Source organism: Stenotrophomonas sp. G4 (assembly GCF_003428825.1).
GTDB classification, from domain to species: domain Bacteria; phylum Pseudomonadota; class Gammaproteobacteria; order Xanthomonadales; family Xanthomonadaceae; genus Stenotrophomonas; species Stenotrophomonas indicatrix.
The window spans coordinates 793,263-807,240 of record NZ_CP031741.1 but is presented as its reverse complement, the minus strand read 5'-3'; the positions used below and the strand labels follow the sequence as shown (position 1 = coordinate 807,240).

At 66.9% G+C, this 13,978-nt stretch carries 13 protein-coding genes; 6 read left to right on the top strand and 7 right to left on the bottom strand.

The annotated features are described in order from the left end of the window. The first annotated feature begins 19 nt into the window (after positions 1-19). Complete coding sequence (locus tag D0Y85_RS03540) at positions 20-667, top strand: ATP-binding cassette domain-containing protein (RefSeq protein WP_117311839.1); 648 nt, start codon at positions 20-22, stop codon at positions 665-667. Then, a complete protein-coding gene (locus tag D0Y85_RS03535) occupies positions 664-3,177 on the top strand; it encodes an FtsX-like permease family protein (protein WP_117309566.1) in 2,514 nt (837 codons plus the stop codon). The genes D0Y85_RS03540 and D0Y85_RS03535 overlap by 4 nt, the downstream gene beginning before the upstream one ends. A gap of 85 nt (positions 3,178-3,262) precedes the next feature. On the opposite strand, the gene D0Y85_RS03530 is transcribed toward D0Y85_RS03535, so the two are convergent. The 7 genes from D0Y85_RS03530 to D0Y85_RS03500 form a co-directional block, all read right to left on the bottom strand. Further along, positions 3,263-3,502, bottom strand: coding sequence for a hypothetical protein (locus D0Y85_RS03530; RefSeq protein ID WP_117309565.1), 240 nt, complete (start codon positions 3,500-3,502; stop codon positions 3,263-3,265). A gap of 151 nt (positions 3,503-3,653) precedes the next feature. After that, complete coding sequence (locus D0Y85_RS03525; protein ID WP_117309564.1) at positions 3,654-4,184, bottom strand: hypothetical protein; 531 nt, start codon at positions 4,182-4,184, stop codon at positions 3,654-3,656. Positions 4,185-4,449: 265 nt separating this feature from the next. After that, positions 4,450-5,385, bottom strand: a complete 936-nt coding sequence (locus D0Y85_RS03520; RefSeq protein WP_117309563.1) for a DUF6607 family protein — start codon at positions 5,383-5,385, stop codon at positions 4,450-4,452. Positions 5,386-5,457: 72 nt separating this feature from the next. Further along, positions 5,458-6,060: a Hemin transport protein gene (locus D0Y85_RS03515; protein ID WP_117309562.1), complete on the bottom strand. Its 603-nt coding sequence runs from the start codon at positions 6,058-6,060 to the stop codon at positions 5,458-5,460. A gap of 4 nt (positions 6,061-6,064) precedes the next feature. After that, the gene (locus tag D0Y85_RS03510) at positions 6,065-8,251 is read right to left on the bottom strand and encodes a TonB-dependent hemoglobin/transferrin/lactoferrin family receptor (protein WP_205420729.1); all 2,187 of its coding nucleotides are present in this window, start codon (positions 8,249-8,251) and stop codon (positions 6,065-6,067) included. Between the two features lie 152 nt (positions 8,252-8,403). After that, positions 8,404-8,598 carry a hemin uptake protein HemP gene (locus D0Y85_RS03505; RefSeq protein WP_005412278.1) on the bottom strand — a complete coding sequence of 65 codons (195 nt, stop codon included), beginning with the start codon at positions 8,596-8,598 and terminating at the stop codon, positions 8,404-8,406. 198 nt (positions 8,599-8,796) lie between these two features. After that, positions 8,797-9,768 carry an aldo/keto reductase gene (locus D0Y85_RS03500; protein WP_117309561.1) on the bottom strand — a complete coding sequence of 324 codons (972 nt, stop codon included), beginning with the start codon at positions 9,766-9,768 and terminating at the stop codon, positions 8,797-8,799. A 193-nt stretch (positions 9,769-9,961) separates the two neighbouring features. On the opposite strand from D0Y85_RS03500, the gene D0Y85_RS03495 reads away from it, so the two are divergent. The 4 genes from D0Y85_RS03495 to dusB all read left to right on the top strand — a co-directional run bounded on the left by D0Y85_RS03495 (position 9,962) and on the right by dusB (position 13,974). Then, positions 9,962-11,260: a nucleoside transporter C-terminal domain-containing protein gene (locus D0Y85_RS03495; protein WP_032974926.1), complete on the top strand. Its 1,299-nt coding sequence runs from the start codon at positions 9,962-9,964 to the stop codon at positions 11,258-11,260. Between the two features lie 26 nt (positions 11,261-11,286). Then, a complete protein-coding gene (locus tag D0Y85_RS03490) occupies positions 11,287-12,252 on the top strand; it encodes a ribokinase (RefSeq protein WP_117309560.1) in 966 nt (321 codons plus the stop codon). A gap of 131 nt (positions 12,253-12,383) precedes the next feature. Then, positions 12,384-12,794 (top strand): hypothetical protein, encoded by a 411-nt coding sequence (locus tag D0Y85_RS03485; protein ID WP_117309559.1) that lies wholly within the window; start codon positions 12,384-12,386, stop codon positions 12,792-12,794. Between the two features lie 184 nt (positions 12,795-12,978). Beyond that, complete coding sequence (gene dusB / locus D0Y85_RS03480) at positions 12,979-13,974, top strand: tRNA dihydrouridine synthase DusB (RefSeq protein WP_117311837.1); 996 nt, start codon at positions 12,979-12,981, stop codon at positions 13,972-13,974. Positions 13,975-13,978 lie beyond the last annotated feature (4 nt).

Here is a 13,978-nt window from a genome sequence, read left to right as displayed (position 1 = left end):
CGACCAGGTCGGCAAATCCGTGCATGGCCCGGAGGGTGAAGTCCACATACTGGACAACATCACCCTGACCGTCCATGAAGGCACCAGCGTGGCCATCGTCGGCGCCTCTGGTTCCGGCAAGACCACCCTGCTCGGCCTGCTGGCCGGACTGGACCTGCCCAGCCGTGGCCACATCGCGCTGGGGGGCCAGGATCTGACGGCACTGGACGAAGAAGCGCGTGCACAGCTGCGCGCGCGCGACGTCGGCTTCGTCTTCCAGAGCTTCCATCTGCTGCCGGCGCTGACGGCGGCCGAGAACATCGCGCTGCCGCTGGAACTGGCCGGGCGCGAGGACCGCACGCGGGTGGACGAGGTGCTGGCTGCGGTCGGGCTCTCGCATCGCGCCCGCCACTACCCGCGGCAGTTGTCCGGCGGCGAGCAGCAGCGTGTTGCCCTTGCCCGGGCATTCGTCAGCCGCCCGCGCATCCTGTTCGCCGACGAACCCACCGGCTCGCTGGACCAGGCCACCGGCCAGCACATCAGCGATCTGCTGTTCGAACTCAATGCCGGCAGCGGTACCACGCTGGTGCTGGTCACCCACGACCTGCGCCTGGCACAGCGCTGCCAGTACATCCATCGCATCGACAACGGCCGCCTGCAGCCGGTGGAACATGGAGTGGACGCATGAACCTGCTGCGGCATGCGTGGCGCGCGCTGCGCCGCGAGGCCCTGGCAGGTGACCTGCTGACGGTGTTCGCCGCCCTGGTGCTGGGCGTGGCGGTGATGACGGCGGTGGGCACGCTGGTGAACCGGGTCAACCTGGCACTGACCGGCAGCGCAGCGGAAATGCTCGGCGGCGACCTCGGCGTGGCCGGCCGCGATGACCCGCCCGCCGCGTTCGCTGAGGAGGCGCAGCGACGCGGCCTGGCGCATACGCGGCTGGCCAGCTTCGGCAGCGTACTGTTCCAGGGCGATGCCAGCCAGATGGCCAGCATCAAGGCCGTGGAAGCGGGCTACCCCCTGCGCGGCGCGCTGCGCGTGCGTGCCACGCCCGGCGGTGCGCTGATCGCCGATGCCGGAATGCCGGCCAAGGGCCAGGCCTATGCCGACCCACGCCTGCTGCAGGCACTGGGCCTGAAGGCGGGCGACGATCTGGAATTCGGTGCGGGCACGCTGCGCATCGCCGGCATCATCGAATCGGAGCCGGATGCCGGTGGCGACCTGCTGACGCTGTCGCCGACCCTGCTGGTCAACCGCGCCGACGTGGAAGGCACCGGCCTGCTCGGCCCCGGCAGCCGCATCAATTACCGGGTGATGTTCGCCGGCCCTGCCGCCGACATCGCGTCATTCCGGCAATGGCTGCTGCCGCAGGTAAAAGGCATGCGCCTGCTCAGCGTGAACGATACCCAGCGCGGTGTGCGCCAGGCCTTCGACCTGGCCGGTCGTTTCCTCGGCCTGAGCGCGCTGCTGGCGGTGCTGCTGGCCGGCGTTGCCACCGCACTGGCGGCCAACCGGTTCGCGCTGCGTCGCATCGACCAGGTGGCGATCCTGCGCTGCCTGGGTGCACGCCAGCGCGACATCCTGGCCGGCCTGGCCCTGCAGCTGCTGATGCTGGCGGTGCCGGCGTGTGCGATCGGCATCGGCCTGGGCATGGCGGCACAGGAAGGACTGGTGCAGGTACTGGGCAGCCTGGTGCCGCAACGCCTGCCGCTGCCCGAAGCCATGCCTGCGCTGACCGGCGCGGGAATCGGCCTGTTGCTGCTGTTCGGCTTCGGACTGCCGCCGCTGCTGCGCCTGCGTGGCGTGCCGCCGATGCGCGTGCTCAACCGTTCGTTCGCTGCCTTGCCGCCGGCCTCGCTGCTGGCCTATGTGGCTGCGCTGGCGGCCAGCCTGGTACTGGCGGTGCAGGTCACCGGCGATCTGAAACTGGCGCTGTGGGTGCTGGGTGGCCTGGCCGGGCTGGCGGTGGCCGCGGGCGTGGTCGGGTTCCTGCTGCTGCAGCTGCTGCGTGGCCTGCAGCACCGCCTGCACGGCAACTGGCGGCTGGGCCTGGCGGCGCTGACGCGACGGCGGATGCTGGCGGTGATGCAGCTGGTGGGGCTGTCACTGTCGCTGTGCGCCCTGCTGTTGCTGGCGGTGATCGGCCCCGGCCTGCTGCAGCAGTGGCGCGAGCGCCTGCCTGCGGACACGCCCAATTATTTCCTGATCAACATCCAGCCCGAGCAGCGCGACAGCGTGCTGGCCGCACTGCAGGGCCTGGGTGCGGATGATGCCAGCATCGAACCGATGGCCACCGGCCGCCTGATCGCGATCAACGGCAAGCCGCCGCTGCGAGTGGATCGCACGCCGGCCGACGACAATCAGCCGCAGGGTGAAGGACAGCGCGACGACGATGACGAGAACCGGCCGCTGAACTTCAGTTGGCGCAGCACGTTCCCGCCGGCCAATACGCTGGTCAACGGCACGTTCTGGAAGCCGGACAGCACCGCCGCGGAGGCATCCGTGGAGATCGGCTGGGCCAAGCGCTACGGCGTGTATCCCGGTGACCGCATCACCATTGCGGTGGGCGAGCAGCAGCGCGAGTTCAGCGTTACCAGCGTGCGCAAGGCCGACTGGAATACCTTCCGGCCGAACTTCTTCGTGTTGTTGAACCCGAACGCGGTGGGCGATTCACCGCACAACCTGCTGTCGGCATTCCATCTGCCGGCGGGACAGGCAGCGGGTCTCGGGGCCCTGGTGCGCGCGCAGCCGAACCTGTCGCTGCTGGACGTGGATGCAGTGATCTCGCAGGTGCGCGATGTGATGGAACGGGTGGCGCAGGCGGTGCAGCTGGTGATGGTGTTCAGCCTGCTGGCCGGCGTGCTGGTGCTGCTGGCGGCGCTGCAGGCAACGGCGGGCGAGCGCCGCTATGACAGCGCGGTGCTGCGCACGCTGGGTGCGACGCGGCGCCAGCTGCGTGGCGCGGTGCTGGTCGAGTTCGGTGCGCTGGGCGCGCTGGCGGCGCTGCTGGCGGTGGGCGCGGCAGCGGTGATCGGCGTTGCGGTGTCGCAGAAGGTGTTCGAACTGCCGCTGCTGCCGCCCTGGCCGGGCCTGCTGCTGGGTGGCCTGCTCGGCATCGCGCTGAGCCTGCTGGCCGGCTGGCTGGGGACCCGGCGGATCCTGCACACGCCACCGGCATTGGCGCTGCGCGAAGCCTGACGCTGTTCTGTGGCAAAGGCATCCACGCATGGCGTGGATGCATTACCGATGATCCCGGTAGATCCACGCCATGCGTGGATGCGGTTCACGACGCCTGCTGCTTCGCCCAGGCCACGGTCATGTCCATCGCGCACTGCATGTCCGGAAGCGCCATGAGCAGGCAGAGCCCGTCCTGGTCGTCGTTATCTCCTACCCGATTGTGAACTTCGGTGTATTCCGGGTGGCTTTCGAAAATGACGATACGGACGAGGTTGCCGCTGGGCAGGTGCTTAGCGGAAAAAACAGGATTGGCTTCACGGTCTTTCGTGCCATCGACGAAGAACACGTTGTAGTGCGGCTTCGGAAGTCCTCGGGGCGCAGCCCGGCGGCGTAGATGTCGGCGTCGAAGTGGTCGAGGAAACGCTGCTCGAGACGGTCGTAGGTTATCGGGTTGGTCAGGTAGTCATCGAACATCGGGGGATCTGGCACGCTCACCCTCAGCACTCGCTGCCTTCGGGCACTGGAATCGCAAAGACACGGACGACGTCGTGGGCCGGGGGACCATCAGTGCGGCTTTCGCAGAAGCGAAAGCCCGCGAGCATGCCTGCATCTTCGAACACGGAGCGCACCAGCGCGATTTCCGCCGAGATGATCGTGCCGCAATCGCGCAGAAGGCGATCCCCCAAGGCAACGCCTTCGGCGCCTGGGTAGTAGAAGACGCTGGGAAGCAAAACGCCCTCCTCCGCATGCAGCTCGAAGTCGGTGAAGCTCAATGCCAGAAACATCTCCGGGCCCGTCCCACCGCGCACCTTGCCAGCAATGCGGACGGTTGAAAGCAAGTGGTTGCAGAGACTGAGCAGATAGGCCGATGTCCATCGAGGCCCCAGGCGCGCTAGCAATTCGTCGATCCGCCGCAAACGCGAAACAATCGGCACCTCTTCGAAGTCATCGATTTCGAGAAAGAAGCCGTCGATGTCATCGCAGGCTTCGCCGGGCAGCAGCTGACTGCAGAGGGTGGAGAGTTTCATCGACGGGGAAGATCGTGGACAGCACGGGCTGCCCATCCTATCGCGTGCCCGCCTCTCGCAGAAATACGCGGAAAATCGCAGTGAAATGCGTCATAGCGAGACGCATCCGGCACAAAAAAAGCGGCACGATGCATGGATGCCACATGCGGTCACCGCCGGAGAGCGTGCCGAGCAAGCTCGGCACCCACCAGAGCAGCGCACGTCCGGTAGATCCACGCCATGCGTGGATGCAGTGCCGGGCCAGGCCGGCACCGCAGCGCGCCGATCAACCTTCCTTCGGCGCCTTTTCCACGTACTTGGCGAAGACTTCGTCGATCTGCGCGTCCTTCACCTTCTTGCCGGCCTGCACGTCCTCGGCCTGGGTGAACAACGGGATGATCATCGCCATGCCGTCCAGCTTGGTCTTCAGGTGCACGCCCGGGGCCTGGGTCAGGTAGCCGTCCCAGCGCTGGCGCACCTTGTTCCAGTAGCCGGCGGTGGCCTTCCAGTAGTCGCGCGCCGGGGTGAAGTCGACCTCGGTGGTCCTGATGTAGTCGTTGAAGCCGAATTCGCGGGCGATTTCAACCTGGCTGCCATCCGCATTGCGCTGCACCTTGGTGTTGAACTGCTCGTGGGTCCAGCCGTTCGGGGTCAGGGTGTGGCGGTTGACCACGGCCAGCGCGTTGTAATCACTGCGCTTGGTGTACTCGCGGCGTGGCAGCGGCCGCCAGCTGATGTCGCTGGTCCAGGTCGGCACGTTGTTGAGGTAGGTCCACGTGCCGGTGCCGCAGTAGCGCGGTGCATCGCTGACTTCGTACACGCACTGGGTCCAGGCGCCCTGGTTGGTTGCGGCCGCGATCGTGCGCACCTGCCAGGTCTGGTCGGCGCTGAACTCGAAGCGGTTCGGCGCTTCATACACCCAGTCCTGCCGCCAGTGCTTGGTCACGTGGCCGCTCTTCTCGTCCAGCAGCAGGTGCTGCAGCACGATGCGCTTCGGCGTGTCCTCGACCACGATCACCACTTCGTTGCCACCGCTGCGCATGGCCGGCGCGCGCTCGTAGCCCGGCTTCAGCAGCACGGTCTCATCGAAAGCGAAATCCACCGTGTACTCACCCTGCATGGCAAGGATGCTGTCATGGTCGCGGGCGATGTCGGAGGGCTGCGCGCTGGCGGCGCCACTGGCGGCGAGCAGCACCATCACGCTGGCTGTCTGGAACTTCATCGGGTCTTCCTTCGGGGTTGCAGGTTTCGTGGAAAGGCCATCCTGGCCGGCAGGCAATCCATCGCAATCAGGTCACAGGCGGACCAGCGGCAGGTCGCCGGGAGCGCGCGCGGCAGGGCGGCGTGCGGCGTCGGCGCAACAGCAGTCGTCGATCGCCAGTTCGCCTTCGGCGCCTTCCATGCGTGCAATGCGGCGCGCGGTGGCGGCACCGAGCGAAGACAGCGTGGACAGGCTGGCGGCCAGGGTCCGGCCCTCGTCGGCGGCGTGCAGGCGCAGCGTGCACAGACGCCAGCGTTGTCCGCCCAGGTGCCCGGCCAGGCGCCGCCACAGGCGCTCACCGACGCTGCCATCGCTATCGTGCGAAGGACCCGGCGGCAGCGTCGCCAGCAGCCGGTCCCAGGCCAGGAAATCGCTGTCCGGCAACAGGTAAAGGCGCCACACGCAACGGCCACGTGCATCGAGGAAGCACAGGCTTTCGCGCAGGCCCTCGCTGTCCACGCCCTGGCAGGCATGCACCGATACCGCCTGGCGCCAACCGCCCAGCTCGTTGCCATCGGCGTGATACAGGCACAACACGGTGCCGAGCGCTGCCAGCTGTGCCGGCGCAGGCCAGGCCCGCAGCGACGAACGCGACAGGGAGGACGGCAGGCGACGCGCGGACAGGGCTCGGCTCATGGGATCACCAGGACACGGCAAGGCTGGCCGACAGGGTGCGGCCGGGGCTGGTATAGCGGTCCAGAACGGTACTGGTGGCCGACAGGGTCGAGCCGACGTTGGACCAGTCGATGTAACGCTTGTCACCCAGGTTGAAGACACCGACGTTGAAGGTGGCGCCCGGGGCGAAGTTCCAGTGCGCCATCAGGTCGGCCACGCCATAGCCCGCCGGGCGATAGGTGGTGGTGCTGGCCAGCCGGTCCTTGCGCTTGACGAAGGTGCCTGCCAGTTCGACACCCCAGGTATCGGTGTCGTACATCAGGCCGACAGTGCCGCGCAGCGGATCGACCGAATCCAGCGGCGTGTCTTCGGTCTTGTTGTCGCCGCGCGACCACGCCACCGCACTGCGCAACGCCCAGCCCTGCAGTGCGGGACGGATCTGGCCGAAGTCGACGCCGGCCTTCAGTTCGGCGCCGTAGATGCGTGCGTCGGCGATGTTGCGCGACTGGAACACCATCAGGCCCTGCGGGTTGGTACCCACCAGCGTCTGCGACTCGATGAAGTCCTTGTAGTCGTTGTAGTAGCCGCTCACGCTCACGTACGCCGCCGGCGACAGGAAGCGCAGGCCCAGTTCAACGCCATCGCTGGTTTCCGGCTTCAGGTCCGGATTGGGAATGGCGGTATAGCCGAAAGCGAAATTGGTGAAGCCGAGGTTGACGTCGTTGTACGGCGGCGAGCGGAAACCACGCGAGTAACCGGCAAACAGCGACCACTCGTCGGTGAAGCGATAGACCAGGCCGAACTTCGGCGACACGCTGGTCTTCTTCAGCTCCGACACGGCCACGCCGGGGTTGTCCTCGGCGAAGATGCTGTCCACGTCCGGCTTCAGTTCGTAGCGGTCCACGCGCACGCCCGGCACCAGCGACAGCCTGCCATCGGCCAGGCGCATTTCATCCTGCGCGTACAGGCCCAGCTCGGTGGTCTTGCTGATCGGGAAATCGCGCACGGGGAACGCGTCGGGCAGGATCGTCGTGCTGACCACGCCACGATTGCTGACCTGGTAGCCATCGCGCTTCTGGCGGATCTCGGTGCGGGCGCCATCGAAGCCATAGGTCAGCGCGTGTTCGACGCTGCCGGTGCTGAAGGCCTTGTTGAACACCGCCTGCAGGCCATACACGCGCTGGTCGAAACTGAACTGGCGATGGCGGCGGCTGCCGTTGGCGCGCGCCTCATCGGTGCGCTGCGTGGTTTCGCTGTCCTGCGTGTAGACCTGCCAGTGCAGGCTGTCGGCGAAGCCCTTGTCCAGCGCATCCATCTCGTGGGCGAAGGACACGCGGGTGCGGTTCTGCTTGTCGCGCGCCTTCATGCCGGTGGTGGTGGTGCGGTCGATCGAGGACAGCACATCGGTATCGGTGTTGTCTTCGTTGCCTTCCACGGTCAGGCGGAAACGCTGGTCTTCGCTGGGCGCATAGACCAGCTTGGCCAGGCCGCTGCGACCATCGCGGTCCTGCGGGTTGGCCGCGGTGCGCGTGTTGTCATCGCTGCGCACATCGCCCTTGTTGTCGGTTTCCTGGCCCTGGCGGTGGTTGATGTTGACCATGCCGCTCCAGTGTTCGCCACCGAAGGCGCTGGTGACGCCGCCGAGCAGGCCCTTCCACTCGCCGTCGTAGCCGAATTTCAGGCCGACGTAGCTGTCCTTGCCATCCTTGAGGTAATCAGCCGGATCCTTGGTGACGAAGGCAACCACGCCGCCAAGTGCGTCCGAGCCGTACAGCGAACTGGCCGGGCCGCGCACGATCTCCACGCGCTTGAGCGTGTCCAGGTCGGTGAAGTTGCGATTGGCGTTGGAGAACGAGCCGATGTTGAAGCTGGTCGGCATGGCGATGCCATCGGTCTGGATGCGCACGCGATTGCCATCCAGGCCACGGATGCGGATGCTGCCGAGGCCGAAACGGGTGGCACTGCGGCTGACCGACAGGCCCGGCTCGTAGCGGACCAGATCCTTGATGTCCTGTACCAGCTGCCGGTCCATCTGCTCGCGGTCGATCACATCGACGGTGGCGGCGACATCGCTGACCGCACGTTCGGTACGGGTGGCGCTGACCTGCACGCGATCGAACTCGCGCGCGTCGGGCGCGGCATCGGCAGCAGCGTGGGCGGACAGCGGCAGAGCCATCCACAGGGCAATGGAAAGGGCAGTCGGGCGGGTCATCGGCATCGTTCGGTCAGGCAGGGGAACCCCCGGCCACCGCCACACCAGACAGGCATGAACGGTAGACCGAGGGGGAGAGAGCAGGCGCGGACGGGTCGCCCACCCTGCCGGTGCTGCCGACAGGAGGGAGGGAGGCGGGCGACCAGACCGCGTTACTTGGTCAGGATCAGCTTGTCGTTGCTGGTATGACGCAGACGGTAGAAGCGGTCACCGTGCTGGATCAGGATTTCACGACGGCCCTTGAGCAGGGCTTCGCTGTCGATGACCTCTTCCGGCGGCACGACACGCACCGGGCGGTCGCGGAGGGTCAGCGTTTCGGGGCGCAGCAGTACAGGTTGAGCATTCATGAGCATCTGGACTCGTGCGAGGGACGGGTTAAATGATAATGATTCTCAGTTCACAATCAACAACCATTCTCAACTTCATTGATGGAATTAATGATCGAAATTTAAAATTCGATAGCTACCATCTATTGAAATGGGCCCGACTGGGCTCGGGGAGGGCCGACCGAGCGTGGGTTCGGCCCTGCCACCTGTCCCCGTTCCTCAGGCGAATACGGCTTCCACCTGCGCCCAGCCGGCGTCGTCCACCTGCGCCAGCACGTTCAGCGCCTGCAGGTTCTGCAGCAGCTGGCTGACCCGGCTGGCGCCGAGGATCACGCTGGAAACGTTGGGATTGCGCAGGCACCAGGCGATGGCCAGGCTGGCCGGGGCGTGACCCAGCTCGCGGGCCACCGCACTGAAGCGGCGCACCCGGGACAAACGCTCATCGGCGTTGTCGCCCAGTACCAGGTCCTGCAGCCAGCCCATGCCTTCGCGGCCCAGGCGCGCATCGGCCGGCACGCCTTCGTCGTACTTGCCGCTCAGCAGGCCCGAGGCCAGCGGCGAGAAGATCGTGGTGCCCAGTCCGGCGGTGGCATACAGCGGCGCGTACTCCACTTCCACCCGCTGCCGGTGCAGCAGGTTGTACTGCGGCTGCTCCATCGACGGCGCCTGCAGGTTGTGGCGCGCGGCGATGTCCACCGCCTCCTGGATCTGGTTCGCCGACCATTCCGACGTGCCCCAGTACAGCACCTTGCCCTGCCGGACCAGGGTGTCCATGGCATGCACCGTCTCAGCGATCGGCGCGTCCGGATCCGGACGATGACAGTAATAAAGGTCCAGGTAGTCCACCCGCAGGCGCTTGAGTGCGGCATGGCAGGCGTCGGTCACATGCTTGCGCGACAGGCCGCGCTGGGTCGGCCGGGGGTCCTTGGCACTGCCGAAGAACACCTTGCTGGACACACAGAAGCCATCGCGCGGCAGGCGCAGGTCGGCCATCACATCGCCCATCACCTGCTCGGCGCGGCCGTTGGCGTAGCCCTCGGCGTTGTCGAAGAAGTTGATGCCATGGTCCCAGGCCGCCGCCACCAGGTTGCGCGCCTCGTCGCGCGGCACCTGGTCGCCGAAGGTCACCCAGGCGCCGAAGGACAGGGCGGACATCGGCAGGCCGGTGGAGCCAAGGCGACGGTAGAGCATGCGATTCTCCTGCTGCGGGCCCGCATACGGGCCGGGATCAAGCCACCATTCTACCTGTCCCGGCAGGCGCAACCCCTTGCTGTTGCTGGCCTGATCGGAGCCGATGGCCGCGCGCAGACGGCTTTTCCTTGCTCCGGCCCCTGCCCTGCACTAGGCTTCCCGTTTTTCGCGACGCCCCAGGGGAGTCACTCAGATGGTCGAAGGTTTGGGCAGGATCGGCTTCGGCCTGTTCGGTTTGGCGGTGCTGATCGGCATCACCTGGCTGTTTTCCAACAACAAGCGCGCGGTGGACTGGAAGCTGGTCGCCACCGGCATCACCCTGCAGATCGCCTTTGCGGCCCTGGTGATCCTGGTACCGGGCGGGCGCGACGTGTTCGATGCGCTGGGCCAGGGCTTCGTGAAGGTGCTGAGCTTCGTCAACGAAGGTTCGAAGTTCATCTTCGGCTCGTTGATGGACGTCAAGAACTACGGTTTCATCTTCGCCTTCCAGGTGCTGCCGACGATCATCTTCTTCTCGGCGCTGATGGGGGTCATGTACCACCTCAATGTCATGCAGGCGATCGTGCGGGTGATGGCCTGGTCGATCACCAAGGTGATGCGCGTGTCCGGTGCGGAAACCACCAGCGTCTGTGCCAGCGTGTTCATCGGCCAGACCGAGGCGCCGCTGACGGTGCGTCCGTACATCGCCAGGATGACCCAGTCCGAGCTGCTGACGATGATGATCGGCGGCATGGCCCACATCGCCGGCGGCGTGCTTGCCGCGTACGTGGGCATGCTGGGCGGTGGCGATCCGGTGCAGCAGGCGTTCTACGCCAAGCACCTGCTGGCGGCCAGCATCATGGCGGCTCCGGCCACCCTGGTCGTGGCCAAGCTGCTGATTCCGGAAACCGGCACCCCGCTGACCCGCGGCACGGTCAAGATGGAAGTGGAGAAGACCTCCAGCAACATCATCGACGCGGCCGCCGCCGGCGCCGGTGACGGCCTGAAGCTGGCCCTGAACATCGGTGCGATGCTGCTGGCCTTCATCGCCCTGATCGCCCTGCTCAATGCGCCGCTGACCTGGATCGGTGAAGTGACCGGCCTGGCGGCTGCGATCGGCAAGCCGACCGACCTGTCGACCATCTTCGGTTACGTGCTGGCCCCGATCGCCTGGGTGATCGGCACCCCGTGGGCCGACGCCACCACCGTCGGTTCGCTGATCGGCCAGAAGGTCGTGATCAACGAGTTCGTCGCCTACACCGAACTGTCGAAGATCGTGAATGGCCAGGTGCCGGGTATGAGCCTGTCCGACGAAGGTCGCCTGATCGCCACCTACGCGCTGTGTGGCTTCGCCAATTTCAGTTCGATCGCGATCCAGATTGGCGGCATCGGCGGGTTGGCACCGGAACGTCGCCACGACCTGGCCAAGTTCGGCCTGCGCGCGGTGCTGGGCGGTACCATCGCCACCTTCATGACGGCTACCATCGCCGGCGTGCTGACGCATTTCAGCTGAACCCTAGTTTCGAGAACAGATTCCCTATGAGCAGCAGTGTCGTTGTCGTCGGTTCCTTCAATGTCGATCACGTGTGGCGGTGCGAGTCGCTGCCGGCACCGGGTGCGACCATTGCCGGCCGCTACAGCACCGGTCCCGGTGGCAAGGGTTTCAACCAGGCCGTTGCCGCCTGCCGTGCCGGCGCTGACACCAGCTTCCTGTGTGCGCTGGGCGACGACGCCGGTGGTGCCACCGCCCGTGACCTGGCCGCGCAGGATGGTTTCGCGCTGATCGCCGAAGCCAGCAGCGAGCCGACCGGCACCGCCGGCATCTACGTCGATGCCCGTGGCCGCAACACCATCGTCATCGGTCCGGGTGCGAACGCGGCGCTGAGCACCGACTTCGTGCAGCAGCAGCAGGCCCTGCTGACCGCTGCCAAAGTGGTGCTGGTGCAGTTGGAATCGCCGGTGCAGACCATCGAAGCGGCCCTGGCCGTGGCCCGCGAGGCCGGTGTCACCACCGTTCTCAACGCCGCCCCGGCCGACGCCCCGTCGAGCATCGGCCTGCTGAAGCTGGCCGATGTGATCACCCCGAACGAAACCGAGTTCGCCGCCCTGCTCGGCCGTCATGTCGGCGAGCGCGTGGATGCCAACGACGTCGCCGCGCTGGACGGTGCCAGCCTGCACGCGCTGTGCCGCAAGCTGGTCGGCAACGGCACGGTGGTGGTGACCCTGGGTTCGGTGGGCGTGTTCGTGTCGCATGCCGACGAGCACCTGCGTGGCGACACCCAGCCGTACTACCGCGTGGGTGCCGAACAGGTGCAGGCGATCGACACCACCGGTGCCGGCGATGCCTTCAACGGTGCGCTGGTGGCCTCGATGGCACAGGTGCCGGACGCTCCGTTCGCCCGCCACGTGCGCTTTGCCAACCAGTTCGCCGGTCGCTCGACCGAGAAGGAAGGCGCAGCGGCGGCGATGCCGCGCTTCACCCCGGCCGATGCCGAAGTGAAGTAGATCCACGCCATGCGTGGATGAAGAAGCCCGGGTGTGCAGACACCCGGGCTTTTTTTCGCGCAGGCCTGCATGCGCGGTGTGCGACGCTCTGACGCATTGCCCCGGAACGCGGCCGCTTCCACCATCGGCGCATGGATGGATTCCCCTGGCTGCTGATCGCGGCCGCCGGCAGTGCCATTGCGGCCCTGCTGCACATCGGTTGCATCGCCTTCGGTGCCTCCTGGTATGAACGCTTCGGTGCCGGCCGACGGGTGATCCGGCTGGCCGCGGCCGGGCACTGGTGGCCGCCGCTGATGACAGCCGGCATTACCGCCGTCCTGCTGGCCTGGGCCCTCTACGCGCTGGCCGCAACACGGCATGCGCCGTTGCCCGGTAGTGACTGGGTGCTGCCCGGCATCGCCACGCTGTTGCTGCTGCGCGCCGCCATGGGGTTCGCGCTGGGCGTGCTCCGCCCGGGTTACAACGGGCGCCGGTTCTGGCTGCTCAGTTCACTGGCCTGCCTGGCCCTAGGCCTGGCGTTCGCCTTCGGCGCGGCCCGCTGAATCCAGCCGCAGGGGTCTTCGCGCAGCGCAGCCCCAACCCCCCATCCTTCCCTGCCCATGGGGGCGACGGAAGCGACCATCAAGCATCTGCTGATGCCCGTCCGGCATGAGGTCGGTCCGGATCGGCCTGAACCGGAACGCCGCCAATCCAGCCGGGGCACCGGCCGCGCCCTACAATGGGCGCATGCAGATCGGCCCGTACTCCATTGCCCCCAACGTCGTGCTGGCGCCCATGGCCGGCGTTACCGACAAACCCTTCCGCCTGCTGTGCAAACGGTTGGGCGCAGGCCTGGCCGCCTCGGAAATGACCATCAGCGACCCGCGCTTCTGGAACACGCGCAAGTCCATCCACCGCATGGACCATGCGGGTGAACCGGCGCCGATCAGCGTGCAGATCGCCGGCACCGAGCCGCAGCAGCTGGCCGAGGCCGCGCGCTACAACGTCGACCATGGCGCGCAGATCATCGACATCAACATGGGCTGCCCGGCCAAGAAGGTGTGCAACGCCTGGGCGGGGTCAGCGCTGATGCGCGACGAGCAGCTGGTCGCGCGCATCCTGGAAGCAGTGGTGAACGCGGTGGACGTGCCGGTGACGCTGAAGATCCGCACCGGCTGGGACTGCGACCATCGCAATGGCCCGCTCATCGCGCGTATCGCCGAAGACAGTGGCATCGCTGCGCTGGCGGTGCACGGCCGTACCCGCGACCAGTATTACACCGGCCAGGCCGAGTACGCCACGATCGGCGAGATCAAGGCCGCGCTGCGCATCCCGGTGATCGCCAACGGCGATATCGATTCGCCGCAGAAGGCCGCCTTCGTCCTGCAGCAGACCGGCGTGGATGCGGTGATGATCGGCCGCTCCGCACAGGGCCGGCCGTGGATCTTCCGCGAAGTGGCGCATTACCTGGCCACCGGCGAGGAGCTGCCGCCGCCGTCGCTGGCCGAAGTGCGCGACATCCTGCTCGGCCACCTGCACGCGCTGCACGACTTCTATGGCGAACCGCAGGGTGTGCGCATCGCGCGCAAGCACCTGGGCTGGTACGCCAAGGACCGGCCGGAGAATGCCGCGTTCCGCGCGGTGGTCAACCGTGCTGAAGACCCGGCCAGCCAGATCGCGCTGACCACCGACTATTTCGACCGCCTGATCGCCGGGGAACCGGCGATGTCTTCCGCTGCCTGAGCCC

Bases quoted from the DNA above. Each gene is read 5' to 3' on its own strand.
- D0Y85_RS03525 (WP_117309564.1), bottom strand. From the start codon at position 4,184: ATGAAACTCTCCACCCTCTGCAGTCAGCTGCTGCCCGGCGAAGCCTGC.
- dusB (WP_117311837.1), top strand. From the start codon at position 12,979: ATGCAGATCGGCCCGTACTCCATTGCCCCCAACGTCGTGCTGGCGCCC.
- D0Y85_RS03520 (WP_117309563.1), bottom strand. From the start codon at position 5,385: ATGAAGTTCCAGACAGCCAGCGTGATGGTGCTGCTCGCCGCCAGTGGC.
- D0Y85_RS03500 (WP_117309561.1), bottom strand. From the start codon at position 9,768: ATGCTCTACCGTCGCCTTGGCTCCACCGGCCTGCCGATGTCCGCCCTG.
- D0Y85_RS03535 (WP_117309566.1), top strand. From the start codon at position 664: ATGAACCTGCTGCGGCATGCGTGGCGCGCGCTGCGCCGCGAGGCCCTG.
- D0Y85_RS03485 (WP_117309559.1), top strand. From the start codon at position 12,384: ATGGATGGATTCCCCTGGCTGCTGATCGCGGCCGCCGGCAGTGCCATT.
- D0Y85_RS03490 (WP_117309560.1), top strand. From the start codon at position 11,287: ATGAGCAGCAGTGTCGTTGTCGTCGGTTCCTTCAATGTCGATCACGTG.
- D0Y85_RS03495 (WP_032974926.1), top strand. From the start codon at position 9,962: ATGGTCGAAGGTTTGGGCAGGATCGGCTTCGGCCTGTTCGGTTTGGCG.
- D0Y85_RS03505 (WP_005412278.1), bottom strand. From the start codon at position 8,598: ATGAATGCTCAACCTGTACTGCTGCGCCCCGAAACGCTGACCCTCCGC.
- D0Y85_RS03510 (WP_205420729.1), bottom strand. From the start codon at position 8,251: ATGACCCGCCCGACTGCCCTTTCCATTGCCCTGTGGATGGCTCTGCCG.
- D0Y85_RS03515 (WP_117309562.1), bottom strand. From the start codon at position 6,060: ATGAGCCGAGCCCTGTCCGCGCGTCGCCTGCCGTCCTCCCTGTCGCGT.